Origin of the sequence: Brevibacillus sp. HB1.3 (genome assembly GCF_013186635.1) — a bacterium.
Classification (GTDB): Bacteria; Bacillota; Bacilli; order Brevibacillales; family Brevibacillaceae; genus Brevibacillus; species Brevibacillus brevis_D.
The window spans coordinates 150,632-167,017 of record NZ_JABMIT010000005.1 but is presented as its reverse complement, the minus strand read 5'-3'; the positions used below and the strand labels follow the sequence as shown (position 1 = coordinate 167,017).

Genomic DNA, 16,386 nt, shown 5'->3' with positions numbered 1-16,386 from the left:
ATTTCCTTGATTTGAGCAAAACAGTAAAAGGAATAAATTCAAATCAAAGGAATAATCAGTTAAAAAGTTCAATATATGTTCAAAAAATAGCAAACCCGTCCCTGTTTTAATGAGACGGGTTTGCTTGGGATTGAGTCATACAAGAAGAGCAGATTCACATTCACGCCTAAACAGCCATATCATAATCAAAGACATTTGCATCGTATACACCACATGCACTTTTTAACCTGTATTTATGTTTGAAGTGAAGCATCTCGAAGAGAGAATGGCTGCCTGTATTCCTGTAAGAAAGGGTGAATCCAATTTGGCCTGCCCATTTTTTCAGCCCGCAGTCGAATATGATACGGGAGGGACATCTCCATCCAGCATTACATCTGCTGACTTTAATGGAGACGGTTTAATAGACCTAGCTGTAGTGGATATTGGGTCCAACGATGTTTCTATTCTTATCAACAACGGTTCCGGCGTGTTTTCCGTATCTCAAACGATACCTTTCAGTACTTTATTCCCTGGGTCTTTATTAGGGCAAATTGCAGCAGCAGATTTTAATGGAGACGGCTTTATTGATTTGGCTGTAACAGATCAAACTCCCAATGACCGCGTTTTTATCCTTTTGAATAACGGGGATGGCACCTTTGCTGCACCTGTAGCTTATAGTACAGGTGTGTTTCCGGCTGTTTCGCAATCTTTTGCTATTGCTACAGGTGACTTTGATGGTGTAAACGGTGTGGACTTAGCTATAGCAAATGTAGGCCAAATTACAGGAACTAGCTTCATTACTGTGTTGTTGAATAATGGATCAGGTGTATTTACGATGGCGCCAGGAAGTCCTTTTGCCACTACCCCTGGTTTGGCCCCTTTTGATATTGTAGCGGCTGACTTTAACGGAGATGGGAACCTTGATCTGGCCACTGCCAATCGGGACACGAATGATATAACGATATTTAACGGGAATGGAGACGGTACGTTCCAAACTCCTGGAGTGAGTTTCTCTGTACTTCCAGGGGGAGCATCCCCCCTTAGCCTTGTAGCAGCTGACTTAAATGGTGATGGGTCTATCGATATTGCTGTCGCTAATATTGCTACGAGTAATGTAACCGTCTTTCTAAACAATGGGTTAGGTTCTTTTACAGAAGCAGCAGGAAGTCCCTTTTCCTTGGGCACTGATGCCTTTCCTTTTGATATAACGGCGGCTGACTTTAATTGTGATGGAGCCATTGATTTGGCTACCCCAAATGCAGGTTCTGATAACGTTTCTGTACTCATAAACAACGGGTCAGGAGGGTTCTCGACTCCCTTTCAGTTTCCTACAGGAGCAGGTCCTTTCAGCATTACAGTAGCTGATTTTAACGGAGATGGAAGAGTTGACATCGCTACTGCAAACGAGGATTCGGACAATGTTTCTGTTTTGCTCAATGGCTGCGTGCAGCCACCAACCTGCCCGCCTGACATGGTAGTACCCTGCCCGATCGTAAACTATACAACACCTGTTGCCACCTGCCCCGGAGTCACTGTTACCTGTTCTCCGCCTTCTGGATCGCTATTTCCAGTGGGAGATACTGTTGTCACCTGTACGGCACAAGATATATTTGGGAATACGGAAGTATGTTCATTTACCATCACGGTTATTGACGAGCCACCAACCATCACTTGCCCTGAGGATATCACAGTCCCTGTTTTACCAGGGCGAACTTCCGCTACGGTTACCTATGAAGTCACTGCTACTGATACTTGTGGGGTGACCTCTATTACCTGTCATGGGATGACACGGTCCTTTTCCCCTCCTGCCCCCATTGCAGTTGCAACTTTTACTATGGACTTTCCTGTAGGGATGACGATGCTCACCTGCACAGCCAGGGATCAGTCAGGAAATACGGCCTCATGCAGCTTTGTGGTTACCGTCACCTTTGGAGTCCCCAACAGTATTCAGCCAGAAATCATTCGCGTAAAAAAAGTGTATGATTGGGTTGTCCTTCAATCTAATTTTAGGCTCATACTGGATTTGAATCATAGTCGTGATGATCAAGGTAATCAAAAATGATGGAACCCGTCACCTTACAAAGGGACGGGTTTTCTTCGTTGTTTATGGCTTAATGGATACTGCTTCATTTCTTTAACCGGTATGGAACCGTAGCAATTTTTACATCTTGGCGGGCGAATAAATACGCACGGATCAATAAACTCGTTTGGTTATGAAGTAAGTTATGCCACCAGCGCTTGGTAATAAACTGTGGAATCATGACAGTAACATGGTCTGTTTCTGCCTTTTTCCATTCAACCGTATCAATAAACTTAAACAAAGGTCTTATTATACTGCGATAATGGGAACGCAGGACAATCAAGCGTATTCCCGGATTCCAGAGCTCCCATTTTTCCTCCATTTTTTTCATGTCTTCATCACTGAACCCGACGTAGACTGCAACAATGTCGTCTGACAAGGATTGTGCATAGCTAATGGTGTTTTTCACCACCTGCGAAATCCCTGCCACAGGAATAACGATGACACTCCCTTTTGGTTCGGGCTTTTCTGTTTCCATATCGAGTCGTAACTCATTTGCCAAATCTCTATAGTGCTGATTGATCTTTCTAAAGATGAAAATGACGATAGGAAGGAACACAAAAATCGGCCAGACCTGTGTGATTTTTGTAATGAAAAAGATCAGGCAAATGGTAAGGGTCGTTAGCATTCCTAACGTATTAATAATGAAAGGTGTGAACCACCCTCGGGGCTTTTTGGAAATCCAGCGTTTCATCATTCCTGCTTGTGACAAGGTAAACGGTATAAAAACACCGAGCGCATACAAAGGGATTAAGTTTTCCGTTTCTCCTTTAAACGCAATCACTAATAGGGCAGAAAGAACAGCCAAGAAAATAATCCCGTTTGAAAACCCAAGACGATCTCCTCGAACCATGAACATGTTTGGCATAAATCTGTCCTTGGCAAACATAAAGGCGAGTAAAGGAAAGGCTGCAAAAGCAGTATTAGCCGCCAGGAATAAAATAAGCGCTGTAACAGCTTGTATCGAGTAATACATGATTCCTCGTCCGAAAACAGTAGAAGCGATTTGAGATACCACCGTTTCCTTAGGATTAGGTGAAATACCATACAAATAGGCCAACAGGCTAATGCCCATGAACATAACTCCGAGGATAAGTCCCATCATGATAAGAGTTAATGCTGCATTTTTGGGTGCGGGGTCCCTGAAGTTGGGAATGGCATTGGATACGGCTTCTACTCCTGTTAATGCGGAACACCCTGAACTAAATGCTCTCAATAGAAGAAATAAGGTTATACCTGGAACAACTGCCCCATATGCAGGGGGATGAGTTTGAACATTCCCCACCAGCCATTGATATCCCCCGCCAATAATTAGGACGAGCATGGCGACAACAAACAAATAAACAGGATACATTAAAATCGTTGCCGATTCTGTGATTCCCCGTAAATTTAATACCGTCACGATGGCAATCATGAACAGTGCAATCAGAACGCGATGCTCATGTAGGACTGGAAATGCCGAAGTAATAGCGTCTGTAGAAGCAGATGTACTAACAGCGACCGTTAAAATGTAGTCCACGAGCAAAGAGCCACCTGCAACCAGTCCCGTAGTCGTTCCTAAATTGTCCTTTGCAACAATGTATGCTCCACCGCCTGTTGTATAAGCAAAGATGGTCTGGCGATAAGACAAAATGAGGATGGTTAAAAGACAGACAACCGCAATGGAGATGGGGAGAGAGTACCACATCGCTACTGCGCCCAAAGAAATTAACACGAGAAGAATTTGTTCTGTTCCGTAAGCGACAGAAGACAGAGCATCCGATGAAAGTACCGCCAAAGCCTTTACTTTATTTAACTTTTCTTCGGCAAGCTCACTTGATTTCATAGGTCTACCGAGTAAAAATCGCTTGAATTCTGAGATCATATGTAGTCCCCTTATCTGACATTTCTCGTTAGTTTTCCCTCTATCACAGGAAAATTAGTCAAATGATGAAGGCCATTAAAAGAAGGAACCTGAATAGCAGATGATCGAATAATACAAATACCATAATGTCAAAACTAAAAATTGACATGACACCAACGAGATGAGGGGTGTTCCTTGATGACAACAAGTAAAACGAATCCTAAGGTTGATGAATTTTTAGGCAAGGCGAAAAAGTGGAAGGCAGAATACGAGAAGTTGAGAAGGATTGTTCTGGACTGTGAGTTGACCGAAGACTTCAAGTGGATGCATCCCTGCTACACGTTTGAGAAAAAAAACATCGTTTTAATACATGGATTTAAAGAATATTGTGCGCTACTGTTTCAAAAAGGTGCTTTGTTAAAAGATCCAAATGGGATTCTCATTCAACAAACGGAGAATGTACAGGCTGCGCGCCAGATCCGGTTCACCAGTGTGGAAGAAATCATGGAAAGGGAATCTATTTTGAAGGCCTACATTCAGGAAGCCATTGAAGTTGAAAAGGCCGGTTTGGAAGTGGACTTTAAAAAGCATGAAGAATATACCATTCCTGAAGAATTTCAAAATAAATTGGATGAAATCCCTGCCTTGAAAACTGCCTTTGAAGCATTGACTCCGGGACGGCAAAGAGCTTACCTGCTTCATTTTTCAGCACCCAAACAAGCCAAAACGCGAGAGTCAAGGGTTGAAAAATGTATGCAGCAAATTCTCGAGGGAAAGGGATTAAATGATTAGTGTATTTGATGAGATATGAATGGAGAAGAGGCGGGAGAACCGCCTCTTTTTTTGTTTTGTTTCATTACGGTATCAGGAATAGTATACGTTTTCTATTTTATATAATGTCTGCTCGATGGTTGGGCAGAGATCGGCATTTCCTTTGTAAAATTTCAAGCGGAAGTACAAGCTCTTCAAAAAATTCTTTATATTGATTTTTTGTTTAAAGGCTGGAAGAAATTCGGAACTCTTAGTCACATCACCAAAACTATGAATCCATTGCTCTACATAGCTCTGGGTTAGTACTCTTCTATTCAACACAGTTACAATGGCTGTTACCATTCGCTCATCTTCCCCATCGGAGTAAATTCGATCGGTGATGGTCATCTTCTCGTAAACCAAATCGAGGATGCTTATGAGGTCATTTTTATCCAACTCGGAACATTGAGCTAAATCGTCTAATGCATCTGCTGCATGGGCTATGGCGTGAGCCCAGCCTTTTACTTCATCGTATCCTCGGTAATCGCGTTCTTCCCGTACGTTGAAAAATACTTTCTCTTTTATCTCATGGATGCTCTCGCTGGAGAGACAGGGTGATTCTCTATGCCTCATGAGGAGTAGCGGTATGACTAGCATGGAGAAAGAGCGAGTAAAGACGGAGTCTGTATTTATTTCACCAAGTTTAAAAAGCAAATGGTTTTTATCTAGAATGAGTGGTATTAGCTGTTCTAATTCGTTTGCAGATAGAGAATGACCAGGAATCCAATGTGATAAGGTTGTATAAATGAGGTCATCACGTAATTGGGCATCCAAAGAACCAATTTCATTGATCATTTCTAATACGAATGGAAATGTATCGGATGGTGCTTGGTAACCATTTTCTTTTATGGATATCAGCTTTTCTTTTAGATTCATTGTACACGCTCCTACTCGAATTTTTCCGAACTGACTAACTTGGTAGTTGTTGCCACTTTAGGTTTTCGACATAAATCGGTTAGGCCCTTTGAAAAAAATACGAAGAAAACCGAACCTTTTTTCGATTGAGAGACAATATAGGGTGTAAGCTGCTTACTCAGGAGGGCCCTCTGAATGCAAAACGAAGAGATGTATCAATTACTTATACAAATGAAAGAGGGTGATCAACAAGCGTTTCATACGATGTATGACGCCACCTTTCAGGATGTCTACCGGACCGTTTCCTTTCTGGTGGATCATAAGCAGGATCGGGAAGATGTCATGAATGAAATCTATATGCAAATGTGGACCTCACTTCCTAATTACGATACGAACCGTCCTTTCCAGTTTTGGCTGCATGGCCTGGTAATTCGTCAAGTGCAGAGATTTCGGGTCAAGAGCTGGAGGAGATTCCGCATATTTGAACGCATCCGTGCCTTCTCCCACGAAGAGTCTTATTGGGATAAACATACCGCGTTGATGGATGGTACAAACCAAATGATATCCCAGTCCATACGAAAACTGACCGACAAACAGCGTACAGTGATTATCTTTCGCTTTTATCACGACTATACGCTTGAGGAAATTGCGACTTTGCTCGATATTCCGCTGGGTACAGTCAAGTCCAGATATCATGCCGGGCTCCAGGCGCTTCGAAAAAACATAGGGAATCTCCCCGTGGAAAGGATGGAAAAGATCAATGACTATTGAACGCAAAATCCGTGAACATCTGCACGAAGAGGCACAAACGATGGAGTGCCCGCCGGCCATTTCCAAACGAATCGAACAATCCTATTCTCACTATTTGCAACGAAAAAGGAGCGAAATAACGATGAAAAAACGATTAATTGGTGGAATTGTTGCTGCTGCGATTTTGATTCCAACCGCAGCATTTGCGGCCCCCGTTGTGATTGAAATGCTCACGCGAGCACCGATGACTTCTGAACAAGTCAAGCTGGATGAGGCTGGAAAAGCAACACTTGAGAAGCTGTATCGTGCCATTCCTGAAACAAAATCATTTGAGATTATCAATGCAAGCTACCTTGGAGACCCCAATGATTCAACCAAAAAGGTCCAACTAAGCATCGTCTTGCAAGAAAAAGGGGGGACTGGCAAAAAGATTACCCTCCATACAAACGGTATTACGGATGAGATTCAAGACCTGACGCAAGAGAATTGGGAGCCGAAGGAAAAAGCACTTATTACGTTATCCGATCAAGAAATCCAGGCAAAGGTAGATCAGCTCATTGATAAATTGTATGGCAACATTAAAGATTACGAGGTTGCCATGGAGCAAATGGACAATCAAGATCAAAAAACATTTATCTTGAATTACACCAAGAAGGGATCAGAAGGAGGGGGTTACCAAGTATTTGTTCAGGGTAATACCATTAGTCTTTCTCCGGTAGATTTTGAACCATCAAACAATAAAGTAGAGGGCTTTTTCTCTTTGAATGGTAAGCCTGATTATAGCGCTGATTCCATTTTAAACGATGAAAAACTGCTTGCTTTACTAAAAATGAGTGCGACAGAGTTAAAAGAAGAACTAGCCAAAGGGAAAACTGTTGTCGAGATTGCAGGATCTAAAAATGTCTCGAGACAACAAGTGATCGATGTGATTGGAAGAACAATGGCTGAAGGGCAACTTCAAGACGGAAAAAATAAAGTAACGATCAGCGATGAATTACTGAAACAAATGATAAAAAGCAGTGAACCAAAAATCATACCCATAATTGAACACAAAACGGAAACAGAATGGAAGTAATAGAGAAGAGGCGGGGAACCGTCTCTTTTTTCGTCAAAAATAAAGTTGTGCTTCCGCCTACGGGAAGATTCAGGATGGCTACGTATACTGTAACGTACTATTTTGACTACACGCTCAAGTCAATCGAAAGGAGAGGTCGACTGTGGCAATTGGACAGATGACTCGGGTCAGCTTGCCGTCCCCCTCTACATGGGAAATTCAAGCGAGCTTCGGTGGAAGACCAACCACGTTGGGCACATTGGTGATATCCAATGTCTCGAATGGCAGGGTCAGCGGTACCGTTAATTTCCGTGGTACTCCGACTCCCATACAAGGAAGTTGGGATGAGAGGTCCAGGCAAATCACGATTGAATCACCTTATGCCAATTTTGTTGGCACCTTGGCTTACAAAGAAGAGCCAACAAATGGGTTGCGACATTATGTATTACGGGGAACGGTTCGAATGAAGCCCCCATCTGTGCGGGCAGGAGAAGTGGGAACATGGACGGCCGTTACGCATTTGCCGCTGTAAGGAAATAGGAGGCACCTTCCTGTTAGAAGAAGGTGCCTCCTTTTGTAATGTGCGGTTACAGCCTATTGAGTGATTCCGAGCATTTGCTTCATATCTTCTTGAGCATCACCAATCAACTGAATATGGAACAAGTCTTGCAATACTTGGAGAACACCGGGCTGAATGAACTCAGGCAATTTTGGGCCGATCCGTATATCTTGTATCCCTAGGCTAAACAGACCGAGCAGGATGGCAACCGCTTTTTGTTCAAACCAGGAAAGAACGATACTTACCGGCAGCTCGTTTACTTCACACTCGAAGGCATCGGCTAATGCAGCTGCAATCGTAATAGTAGAAACAGAGTTATTGCACTGTCCCAAATCGATATATCTTGGGATGTCGGTACCTGGTACAGTGCCGAAATCTACATCGTTAAAACGGAATTTTCCGCAGGAGGTCGTAAGAATGACTGCTTCTGGCGGTAAGGACGTAGCCAACTCACGGTAATACTCGCCACCCTTGCCAGGAGCGTCACAACCAGCGATGACGAAGAAGCGTTTGATCTTTCCTTCCTTGACTGCCTGAATAATTTCAGGGGCGATGCCGAGGACCGTTTTATGATGATAGCCAGTCGTCAATGTCAGTTCCGATTCGATGGAAACCTCAGGAAGAGACAATGCTTTTTCAATGAGCGGCGCAAAATCGTTTTCTTCGATTTTCGTCACATTTTCCAAGCCGGTTATATCATACGAAAAGAAACGATCGGCGTAGCTGCCTCGAATAGGCATCACACAGTTTGTTGTAGCCAGGATAGCGCCGGGAAATTTCTCAAACAACTGGCGTTGATCGTACCATGCTTTCCCGATGTTCCCTTTTAAATGAGGATATTTCTTCAGTGCGGGATAGCCATGTGCTGGCAGCATTTCGGAATGCGTATATACATTGATTCCTTTGCCTTCTGTCTGTTTTAACAGCTCTTCGAGAGCAAACAGATTGTGCCCCGTAACAACGATGCATTTTCCTTCTATTTTGTTTTGCGAGACGGTAATTGGCTGCGGCACTCCGAAATGATCGGTATGAGCCTGATCCAAAAGCTCCATGACTTTTATCGCGGCCTTCCCTACTTTCATGGCCATTTGCAAATGTTCGTCCAAGTTGAAATTCACATTCGTCAATGTAAAATAAAGAGCTTCCTGTGTAATCCCATCCACTTCAGGATCGATATATCCCAGTTGTCGAGCATGTGTCGCATATGCTGCAATTCCTTTTAAAGCAAAAATAATGGTATCCTGAATACTCGCAAGATCTTCATTCTTTCCGCAAACACCGATGACCTTACAACCACCTGTTGGAGTCTGTTCACATTGATAACAAAACATGTATAATCCACTCCTTCGATTCAAGATTTCGCTTTGATTATAAGTGGATTGCCGGAAAGGAGCTGTGATTAAAATCACAACGAAACCAAACTTTGCCTCTTATCATAGTGGATGAAGAAGATTTCCCAAATGAGGGGTGTTGTTTATGGTACGAAAATGGCAGTTGCCATTACAGACGTTGAGTCTTACGGTCGGGTTCATGGTATGGGTCATTCTGTCATCGCTCATGCCTTTTATCAAAGAAACCGTACCCATGAGTGCAAGCGAAGTGGCGTGGGTGACAGCGATTCCTGTTCTTCTTGGATCGTTGCTAAGAATCCCAGTTGGATATTGGAGTAACCGATTTGGCGCGAGACTATTATTTAGCATCAGCTTTCTCTTGCTGCTGGCTCCTGTTTTCTATATTAGCCAGGCGACCACGTATACCGATTTGTTAATCGGCGGGCTATTTATAGGGATAGGCGGAGCGGTGTTTTCCGTTGGTGTCACGTCTCTACCTAAATACTATCCGAAAGAGAAGCATGGTTCTGTAAACGGAATCTACGGTATGGGGAATATTGGTACAGCGATCACGACGTTTTCAGCGCCAGTTCTGGCTAAATCGTTTGGATGGGCAACCACTGTACAGATGTTTATGCTATTGCTTGTGGGATTCGCAGTACTTACCTTCTTGATGGGGGATAAAAATGAACCTAAGGTAGTCACTCCTCTTGGTCAGCAGATAAAGAGTGTCTACAAAAACGAAAAGCTGTGGTTAATCAGTTTGTTCTACTTTATTACGTTTGGTTGCTTCGTCGCTTTCACCGTGTATCTCCCGAATTTTTTAGTGAGTCATTTCCAACTGGATAAAGTAGATGCAGGTATGAGAACAGCAGGGTTCATTCTTTTGGCGACACTTGCAAGACCATTGGGAGGCTGGCTTGGAGATAAGTGGAACCCCTTCAAGGCATTGATGATTGTGTTTGCCGGTCTCGCTTTGTCTGGTATTGTCTTATCGTTTTCGCCATCGATTTTGATGTATACAGTAGGGTGCTTGTTGGTAGCGGCATGTGCCGGAATCGGTAACGGTGCTGTGTTCAAATTGGTGCCGATGTATTTCTCGCGACAAGCGGGGATTGTAAATGGGATCGTATCTGCAATGGGGGGATTAGGAGGATTTTTCCCACCGTTGATCCTAACGCTGCTGTTTAATCTGACCGGGCATTACGCGATCGGTTTCATGGCGTTATCGCAGTTTGCACTGGTAAGCTTGGTCTTGGTGATGTGGATGTTTTACCAAGAGAAGCTGCAGCTCGCCGCCACCATTATGGAAAAGACGGGAGAGGCGATACTGATTACCGATACGCGAGGAGTCATTAAAAGTGCGAACCACGCTTTTACGAAAGTGACCGGTTATGAGATGAATGAAGTGATTGGCAAGTCCCCCAATATTTTAAAATCAGGCAGGCAGAATGCCGATTTCTATCAAAAGATGTGGGACTCGATCAAGAAGAATGGCTATTGGCAAGGAGAGATCTGGAATCGCCGGAAGAATGGAGATCAGTATCTCCAGTGGTTAACGATTAGCGCGATTAAAGACGATGCAGGAGACGTCGAGTACTATGCTGGCATGTTCAGCGAGCTCGCGGAGCAAAGACATGGATAAAGAAGTTTAAATCACGGATGAAAAAAAGTCTTGGACGGACAAGTCCAGGACTTTTTTTGTGCAGGAAAGTATGTAGACTTTGCTTACATTTGACAAATATCAGGTGGGCAATCATCACAATAAATCGCTTCTTTTAAATAGGCAAGGTCCTTAATCAAGATATGCCCGTGGGGAAGCAGATCGATAGAATCCTGTTTTTTTAAATCGGAAAGCATCCGGTTTACACTTTCTCGTGTCAGACCAATGAATTGTGCCAAATCACGATTGGTAAGGGAAAGGTCGATGAGGATTCCGTCGGGGTGTGGCTTGCCGTACGTGTTACTCATGCGGATGAGCGTTGAATACAAGGCGCCGATTTTGCCATTGAGTAGCAAATCGCGAAATTTGGACTGCATCCGCCTGTTCATCAATCCCATCCAACGCAGGAAGTCTACGCAGAATTGGCCGTTTTTGATGAGCATTTTTTCCAACCCTTGTCGCGGGATGATCCATACCTCACCCTCCATCAGCATGGTTCCTGTGGAGGTGTACGTCAATTCCTGTTCGAAGAGCCCGGAAACGCCAACTAGCTCTCCTGCACCAAATACTTGCAGTGTTAATTCTTTTCCATCGTTCGTGTTTTTGGTGAGTTTGATTTGGCCTGACGAAATTAAGAATAGCTGATCGGCACTTTCACCATCCAAAAACAGAATGGCTCCGGGAACGAAATTTTTCCGAACAGAAAACGTTTCAAGGCTATTCACAAAATCGGAAGAAATCTGTTCGACAAACGTTGTACCATTTCCGGTCATGTGGGACCCCCTTACAACAAGGATACATAGGTAACTCATTATATCATCATAAATTGATGGTTTGGGAAGAGGAAATCGTCTTGATTGTGGCAGGGGTGTGAGATAAATCACAACCTGGGTTACGAGCCATTGCTACAATGGTCTCGAGCGAAAGGAAAAAATGAGCAGCAGCAGGGAGGGTGTTGTATGAACTATCTATTTGCTTCCAAAGTGGCGAAGCGTGCTTTTATCATCATTGCTTGCTTGTTCGTCCTAAGTTACGTGGGAACACGTTTTTTCACGCATATTGATTTGGCGCTATACGGCTATATGGTAGGGACCCTTGTCTTTATCGGAGGTTTCCTTTATCGATTTTCTGCGTGGGCAGATCGCCCGCCAACGAATGTCATTTTGAAAAAGGGGCTACGCCTTCTTTTTCGTAAAAGCACGGCGAATACAGCAGTGGATCATCTGGCCATCTATCGCTTTATTTGGAATCGGGGATGGTACCGCTGGACACAGCACATTTTGCTTGGATGGGGATGCATCCTGGCCGCGTTTGTCACCTTTCCGTTAGTGTTTGGCTGGATGTACTTCACGATGACGGACAATGGCTACTATCAGGTCGTGTTCATGGGTGTGGATGTTCTGACCGTACAAGCGGATGGCTGGATTGCGTTTCTCTTTTACAACGCGTTGAACATTACTGCTTTTATGGTCATCGGTGGAGCAGTCATGGCATTGTATCGCAGATTAAAGAACATGCAGGCACGGGCTGAACAATCCTTTGTCTACGACTTTTTGCCTTTATACCTGCTGCTGTTTATCAGCGTGACAGGCTTGATGTTAACCGCAAGCAATATGTTCTTAGGGGGCTTTGGGCACCCGGTCATATCAGTCACTCATCAATTTGCAGTGATTGTAACATTGATTTATCTACCTTTTGGAAAACTGGCTCACATACCATTCCGTCCCATGAGTGTGTTTGCACGCAATTATCGCGAACACTATGGTGAACAGGAAATGAAAAAGTGCAAAGTGTGCAACAATGAGTTTGTTTCAGCAGAACAGTCGGCAGATGTAATCAACGTGCTGGGTAAAAACGAAATGGCTTTTCAAATGGAAGAAGGATTCCACTTGGCTGAACTTTGCTTGCCGTGCCGCAGAAAATACCGGATGTTCCGCTTCACAGGAGTTCCTACGCACGAGATCAATGCCAGGGAGGCAAATCAACATGCCAAAGGATAAATTTTATAAAGTAATTGAAAACAAGATACATCCGAATGAGAAATTGGTCAGCACGCACTGCAGCTACTGCGGTATGCAATGCGGGATGAACCTGCGTGTAGATACAACGACGAACAAGATTATTGGAGTGGAGCCACGATACGATTTCCCTGTCAATCTGGGGAAGATGTGCCCGAAAGGGGTGACGGCTTATCAGCAGGTGAACCATCCGGATCGGATACAGCGGCCGTTGATTCGAACAGATGCTTCATTAAAAGGCACGGCAGAAGGATTTCGGGAAGCGTCATGGGAAGAAGCGCTTGACTTGATCGTTTCCAAGTTCAAGGAGCTGCAGCACAACTATGGCAAAGATACCTTGTCTGTTTACTCTGGCGTTTCCATGACGAACGAAAAATGCTACCTCACGGGTAAGTTTGCGCGGGTCGCCTTGCAAACTCGCTATATCGACTACAATGGCCGCTTCTGCATGTCCTCCGCTGCGGCAGGATTGAATCGAAGCTTGGGGATTGACCGCGGTTCTACCATTCCTTGGACGGACATTCACCAAACAGACTGCTTGTTTTTGGCCGGATCAAACGCGGCCGAGTGTCACCCAACCAGCATGTTCCGTATTTGGGAAGTGCAAAATCGAGGCGGCTATCTGATCGTAGCCGATCCAAGGGAAACACCTTTGGCACGTCGAGCTGATATCCACCTGGATCTGCGGCCCGGTACAGATTTGGCGCTGGCAAACGGAATCGTTCATCTCCTGATTAAGAATGGGCATATAGATGAAGACTTTATTCGGAATCATACGAATGGTTTTGAAGAAACAAAAGAAGTCGTTGCTACCTTCACACCGGAGTATGTCAGCGAAATAACAGGGGTTTCGGTGGAGAAGATTGTGCGGGCTGCCGACATTTTTGGAAGGGCACCCGATGCAATTGTGATGTTTTGCCGTGGTGTGGAACAGCAATCGAAAGGGACAGACAACGTATCGGCCTATACGAACATGTCACTCGTCACAGGCAAGATTGGCCGCCCAAAATCAGGGGTAGCAACCCTTACTGGTCAAGGAAACGGTCAGGGTGGGCGGGAACACGGGCAGAAAGCCGATCAATTGCCTGGCTACCGCAAGCTCGACAATCCTGAACATGTGCGTGAAATAGCGTGTGCCTGGGGCATTCCCGCGGAAGAGATGCCGCAGAAAGGTGTCTCTGCCTATGAGATGTTCCAGCTCATGAAGGATAAAACGATTCGCAGCTTATACTTACTCTGCTCTAATCCGGTTGTAAGTGCGCCAAATCTAAACCATGTTCGGGAGTCCCTGAAAAGTCTGGATTTTATGGTTTGCTGCGACTTTTACTTGTCCGAGTCAGCTGAATACGCCGATGTCGTTCTTCCCGTTACGACTTGGGCAGAGGACGATGGAACGACAACCAATCTGGAAGGACGCATCATTCGTCACCGTCAGGCACAGGAATGGTTTGCCGAATCCAAGCCTGACTGGTGGATTCAGATCGAAATCGCCAAAAGAATGGGGCGCGGACAATTCTTTACTCACTTGAAGTCTCCTCAGGATATTTTCAATGAAATACGTCAGGTCTCCAAAGGCGGAGTAGCTGACTACTACGGAGTCACCTACGAGAAAATTGATCAAAACAACGGTGTTTTCTGGCCGTGCCGCGAGGAAGGCGACGAGGGACAGCCCCATTTATTCCTGGATAAAAAATTTTATCACCCGGATGGCAAAGCCAAAATATGTGCGCTGCCTTACCGCCCGCCAGCGGAGGAGCCGGATGAAGAATATCCTTTGCGGTTAACGACGGGACGAGTTGTGTTCCACTATTTGTCCGGGAACCAGACAAGACGAATCCCGTTTTTAAAGGACATGTATCCTGATCCGTTGCTAGAGGTTCACCCAAAAACAGCAACACGTTACGGTATTGAACACGATGAGCTGGTCACTCTGAAAACGAGAAGAGGCGAGGCGCAGTACCGCGTGAAAGTGATCGAGGCGATTCGAGAGGATACAGTGTTTGTACCGTACCATTGGGGAAAAGCACAATCTATCAATCTGCTGACCAACCCGGCATTGGACCCTTACAGCAAAATGCCTGAGTTTAAAGCGTGCGCCGCGAAAATCATCAAGCACAAACATGGAGGAGTTCGCCATGGGTAAACAAGTCTTATACATCGAAATGGATAATTGCATTGGTTGTCGCAGCTGCTTGGCGGCGTGTACACAGTGTGGAGGTCACGACAACCGAAACCGAAACTACGTACTGGATGTCGACCCGTTTATCAGCAGACAAACGATTCCTCTCATGTGCTTCCATTGTGTCAATCCTGCTTGCGCCCGCAGCTGTCCTGCTCAGGCGATTCAAATCGCAGATAATGGGGCCGTATTGTCAGCCTTGGTAGAGAAATGCATTGGTTGCCAAAATTGTACGATTGCCTGCCCCTATGGGATTCCCAAATTTGATGAAGAGCAGAATCTCATGTACAAGTGCGATCTATGCTACGACCGTACGAAAGAGGGAATCCCGCCGATGTGCGCTTCGGTTTGCCCGACAAACACCTTGCAGTGGATTGAGGAAGCAGAGCTGGAAGAAAAACGGGCACAGATTCCTTTGGCCAATGGCAAATGGACTGCCAGCCACGACCCGGATGTGCTGGAAGGCGAAACCAATGTGAAAATTAGCCTGCCGGGCATTCTGCAGGGCAAACAGAAGCTATTCTAGAGGGGAGATATACCTTATGGAGAACGAGAAAACACGCCCCATTCCGTTGAAGGATGACAATTACACGCATAACATCAATCGTTCCAATGAGCGTAGTCTGGATCGACGGGGTTTTATGAAAACAATGGTAGGAGCGGCCGGTCTTTTCGCGGCATCTACTCTGCCATGGGGAGCATTAGCTGCTAAGGAGCTGATGAGTTCATCCAGCAAGTCGTATCCCACACAAAAAATCGCGAATCTCAGCGATATAAAGCCCGGAGATGCGATTGAGTTTGCTTATCCAGGAGAGCATGACAGCGCGTTGTTCGTTTATGTGAAGGAAAAGGAATACAAGGCGTATCAAAATGCATGTACCCACCTGCGTTGTCCGGTATTTTGGGACCGGGATGAGAAAGAGCTGCTATGTCCTTGCCATCATGGGAAGTTTGATATCGCCACAGGTAATCCGCTCGCTGGTCCCCCAAGAAGACCACTTCCGGAAATTGTGCTGCAAGAGAAAGATGGAGCCGTATACGCTGTAGGGGTGAAGAAATATGAAGAGCAGCTATAGAGGTGTCATCCTATTAGCATTGATCTTGTTCGCCAGCATTGTTTGCACGCAGTACACAGTCAACATGTATTTTGCACAGCGATATATGGAGGTGCTCTTGCTCAGCGGTGCAACGGTAGTGTTGTTCCCACTGGCATGGATGGTGTTGAGAAAAGACCAGCGAGATCGAAGAGAACAAGGGAAATAATC

General features: G+C 45.0%; 15 protein-coding genes. 11 read left to right on the top strand and 4 right to left on the bottom strand.

Annotated elements, in window-relative coordinates; translation table 11 throughout:
• Window positions 1-235 precede the first annotated feature (235 nt).
• On the top strand, window positions 236-2,041 hold the full coding sequence (locus HPY31_RS13660) for an FG-GAP-like repeat-containing protein (RefSeq protein ID WP_253901797.1): 1,806 nt from the start codon (window positions 236-238) through the stop codon (window positions 2,039-2,041).
• A 64-nt stretch (window positions 2,042-2,105) separates the two neighbouring features.
• Here the strand turns inward: HPY31_RS13660 and HPY31_RS13655 are convergent, their stop codons facing one another.
• A complete protein-coding gene (locus HPY31_RS13655) occupies window positions 2,106-3,923 on the bottom strand; it encodes an APC family permease (RefSeq protein ID WP_172141170.1) in 1,818 nt (605 codons plus the stop codon).
• 177 nt (window positions 3,924-4,100) lie between these two features.
• On the opposite strand from HPY31_RS13655, the gene HPY31_RS13650 reads away from it, so the two are divergent.
• Complete coding sequence (locus HPY31_RS13650; protein WP_172141169.1) at window positions 4,101-4,694, top strand: YdeI/OmpD-associated family protein; 594 nt, start codon at window positions 4,101-4,103, stop codon at window positions 4,692-4,694.
• Window positions 4,695-4,766: 72 nt separating this feature from the next.
• Here the strand turns inward: HPY31_RS13650 and HPY31_RS13645 are convergent, their stop codons facing one another.
• Window positions 4,767-5,588, bottom strand: a complete 822-nt coding sequence (locus tag HPY31_RS13645) for a DUF2785 domain-containing protein (protein WP_172141168.1) — start codon at window positions 5,586-5,588, stop codon at window positions 4,767-4,769.
• Window positions 5,589-5,762: 174 nt separating this feature from the next.
• On the opposite strand from HPY31_RS13645, the gene HPY31_RS13640 reads away from it, so the two are divergent.
• From HPY31_RS13640 to HPY31_RS13630, 3 genes are all read left to right on the top strand, one after another.
• Window positions 5,763-6,338, top strand: coding sequence for a sigma-70 family RNA polymerase sigma factor (locus HPY31_RS13640; RefSeq protein ID WP_172141167.1), 576 nt, complete (start codon window positions 5,763-5,765; stop codon window positions 6,336-6,338).
• Window positions 6,328-7,392, top strand: a complete 1,065-nt coding sequence (locus HPY31_RS13635; RefSeq protein WP_172141166.1) for a hypothetical protein — start codon at window positions 6,328-6,330, stop codon at window positions 7,390-7,392. Before HPY31_RS13640 ends, HPY31_RS13635 begins: the two co-directional genes overlap by 11 nt.
• Before the next feature lie 142 nt (window positions 7,393-7,534).
• Window positions 7,535-7,903 carry a hypothetical protein gene (locus HPY31_RS13630; protein ID WP_172141165.1) on the top strand — a complete coding sequence of 123 codons (369 nt, stop codon included), beginning with the start codon at window positions 7,535-7,537 and terminating at the stop codon, window positions 7,901-7,903.
• A gap of 62 nt (window positions 7,904-7,965) precedes the next feature.
• On the opposite strand, the gene hcp is transcribed toward HPY31_RS13630, so the two are convergent.
• Window positions 7,966-9,261, bottom strand: a complete 1,296-nt coding sequence (gene hcp, locus HPY31_RS13625) for a hydroxylamine reductase (protein ID WP_172141164.1) — start codon at window positions 9,259-9,261, stop codon at window positions 7,966-7,968.
• A 145-nt stretch (window positions 9,262-9,406) separates the two neighbouring features.
• On the opposite strand from hcp, the gene HPY31_RS13620 reads away from it, so the two are divergent.
• On the top strand, window positions 9,407-10,906 hold the full coding sequence (locus HPY31_RS13620) for a nitrate/nitrite transporter (protein ID WP_172141163.1): 1,500 nt from the start codon (window positions 9,407-9,409) through the stop codon (window positions 10,904-10,906).
• A gap of 83 nt (window positions 10,907-10,989) precedes the next feature.
• On the opposite strand, the gene HPY31_RS13615 is transcribed toward HPY31_RS13620, so the two are convergent.
• Entirely contained in the window at window positions 10,990-11,697 is a 708-nt protein-coding gene (locus HPY31_RS13615; protein ID WP_172141162.1) for a Crp/Fnr family transcriptional regulator, read from the bottom strand.
• Window positions 11,698-11,883: 186 nt separating this feature from the next.
• Here HPY31_RS13615 and HPY31_RS13610 point away from each other — a divergent pair, with 186 nt between their 5' ends.
• From HPY31_RS13610 to HPY31_RS13590, 5 genes are read left to right on the top strand one after another with little or no spacing between them, the layout of a single operon-like run.
• Window positions 11,884-12,924 carry a hypothetical protein gene (locus HPY31_RS13610; RefSeq protein ID WP_172141161.1) on the top strand — a complete coding sequence of 347 codons (1,041 nt, stop codon included), beginning with the start codon at window positions 11,884-11,886 and terminating at the stop codon, window positions 12,922-12,924.
• Window positions 12,911-15,085 (top strand): molybdopterin oxidoreductase family protein, encoded by a 2,175-nt coding sequence (locus tag HPY31_RS13605; protein ID WP_172141160.1) that lies wholly within the window; start codon window positions 12,911-12,913, stop codon window positions 15,083-15,085. Before HPY31_RS13610 ends, HPY31_RS13605 begins: the two co-directional genes overlap by 14 nt.
• Entirely contained in the window at window positions 15,078-15,647 is a 570-nt protein-coding gene (locus HPY31_RS13600) for a 4Fe-4S dicluster domain-containing protein (protein WP_088909171.1), read from the top strand. Before HPY31_RS13605 ends, HPY31_RS13600 begins: the two co-directional genes overlap by 8 nt.
• A 16-nt stretch (window positions 15,648-15,663) precedes the next feature.
• Entirely contained in the window at window positions 15,664-16,197 is a 534-nt protein-coding gene (locus HPY31_RS13595) for a Rieske (2Fe-2S) protein (protein ID WP_172141159.1), read from the top strand.
• The gene (locus tag HPY31_RS13590) at window positions 16,181-16,384 is read left to right on the top strand and encodes a hypothetical protein (RefSeq protein WP_048034491.1); all 204 of its coding nucleotides are present in this window, start codon (window positions 16,181-16,183) and stop codon (window positions 16,382-16,384) included. The genes HPY31_RS13595 and HPY31_RS13590 overlap by 17 nt, the downstream gene beginning before the upstream one ends.
• Window positions 16,385-16,386: the final 2 nt, after the last annotated feature.

What these genes read in the sequence shown, in the direction of transcription:
- HPY31_RS13660 (WP_253901797.1), top strand. Translation starts at nt 236, where the DNA reads ATGTTTGAAGTGAAGCATCTCGAAGAGAGAATGGCTGCCTGTATTCCT.
- HPY31_RS13655 (WP_172141170.1), bottom strand. Translation starts at nt 3,923, where the DNA reads ATGATCTCAGAATTCAAGCGATTTTTACTCGGTAGACCTATGAAATCA.
- HPY31_RS13650 (WP_172141169.1), top strand. Translation starts at nt 4,101, where the DNA reads ATGACAACAAGTAAAACGAATCCTAAGGTTGATGAATTTTTAGGCAAG.
- HPY31_RS13645 (WP_172141168.1), bottom strand. Translation starts at nt 5,588, where the DNA reads ATGAATCTAAAAGAAAAGCTGATATCCATAAAAGAAAATGGTTACCAA.
- HPY31_RS13640 (WP_172141167.1), top strand. Translation starts at nt 5,763, where the DNA reads ATGCAAAACGAAGAGATGTATCAATTACTTATACAAATGAAAGAGGGT.
- HPY31_RS13635 (WP_172141166.1), top strand. Translation starts at nt 6,328, where the DNA reads ATGACTATTGAACGCAAAATCCGTGAACATCTGCACGAAGAGGCACAA.
- hcp (WP_172141164.1), bottom strand. Translation starts at nt 9,261, where the DNA reads ATGTTTTGTTATCAATGTGAACAGACTCCAACAGGTGGTTGTAAGGTC.
- HPY31_RS13620 (WP_172141163.1), top strand. Translation starts at nt 9,407, where the DNA reads ATGGTACGAAAATGGCAGTTGCCATTACAGACGTTGAGTCTTACGGTC.
- HPY31_RS13615 (WP_172141162.1), bottom strand. Translation starts at nt 11,697, where the DNA reads ATGACCGGAAATGGTACAACGTTTGTCGAACAGATTTCTTCCGATTTT.
- HPY31_RS13610 (WP_172141161.1), top strand. Translation starts at nt 11,884, where the DNA reads ATGAACTATCTATTTGCTTCCAAAGTGGCGAAGCGTGCTTTTATCATC.
- HPY31_RS13605 (WP_172141160.1), top strand. Translation starts at nt 12,911, where the DNA reads ATGCCAAAGGATAAATTTTATAAAGTAATTGAAAACAAGATACATCCG.
- HPY31_RS13600 (WP_088909171.1), top strand. Translation starts at nt 15,078, where the DNA reads ATGGGTAAACAAGTCTTATACATCGAAATGGATAATTGCATTGGTTGT.
- HPY31_RS13595 (WP_172141159.1), top strand. Translation starts at nt 15,664, where the DNA reads ATGGAGAACGAGAAAACACGCCCCATTCCGTTGAAGGATGACAATTAC.
- HPY31_RS13590 (WP_048034491.1), top strand. Translation starts at nt 16,181, where the DNA reads ATGAAGAGCAGCTATAGAGGTGTCATCCTATTAGCATTGATCTTGTTC.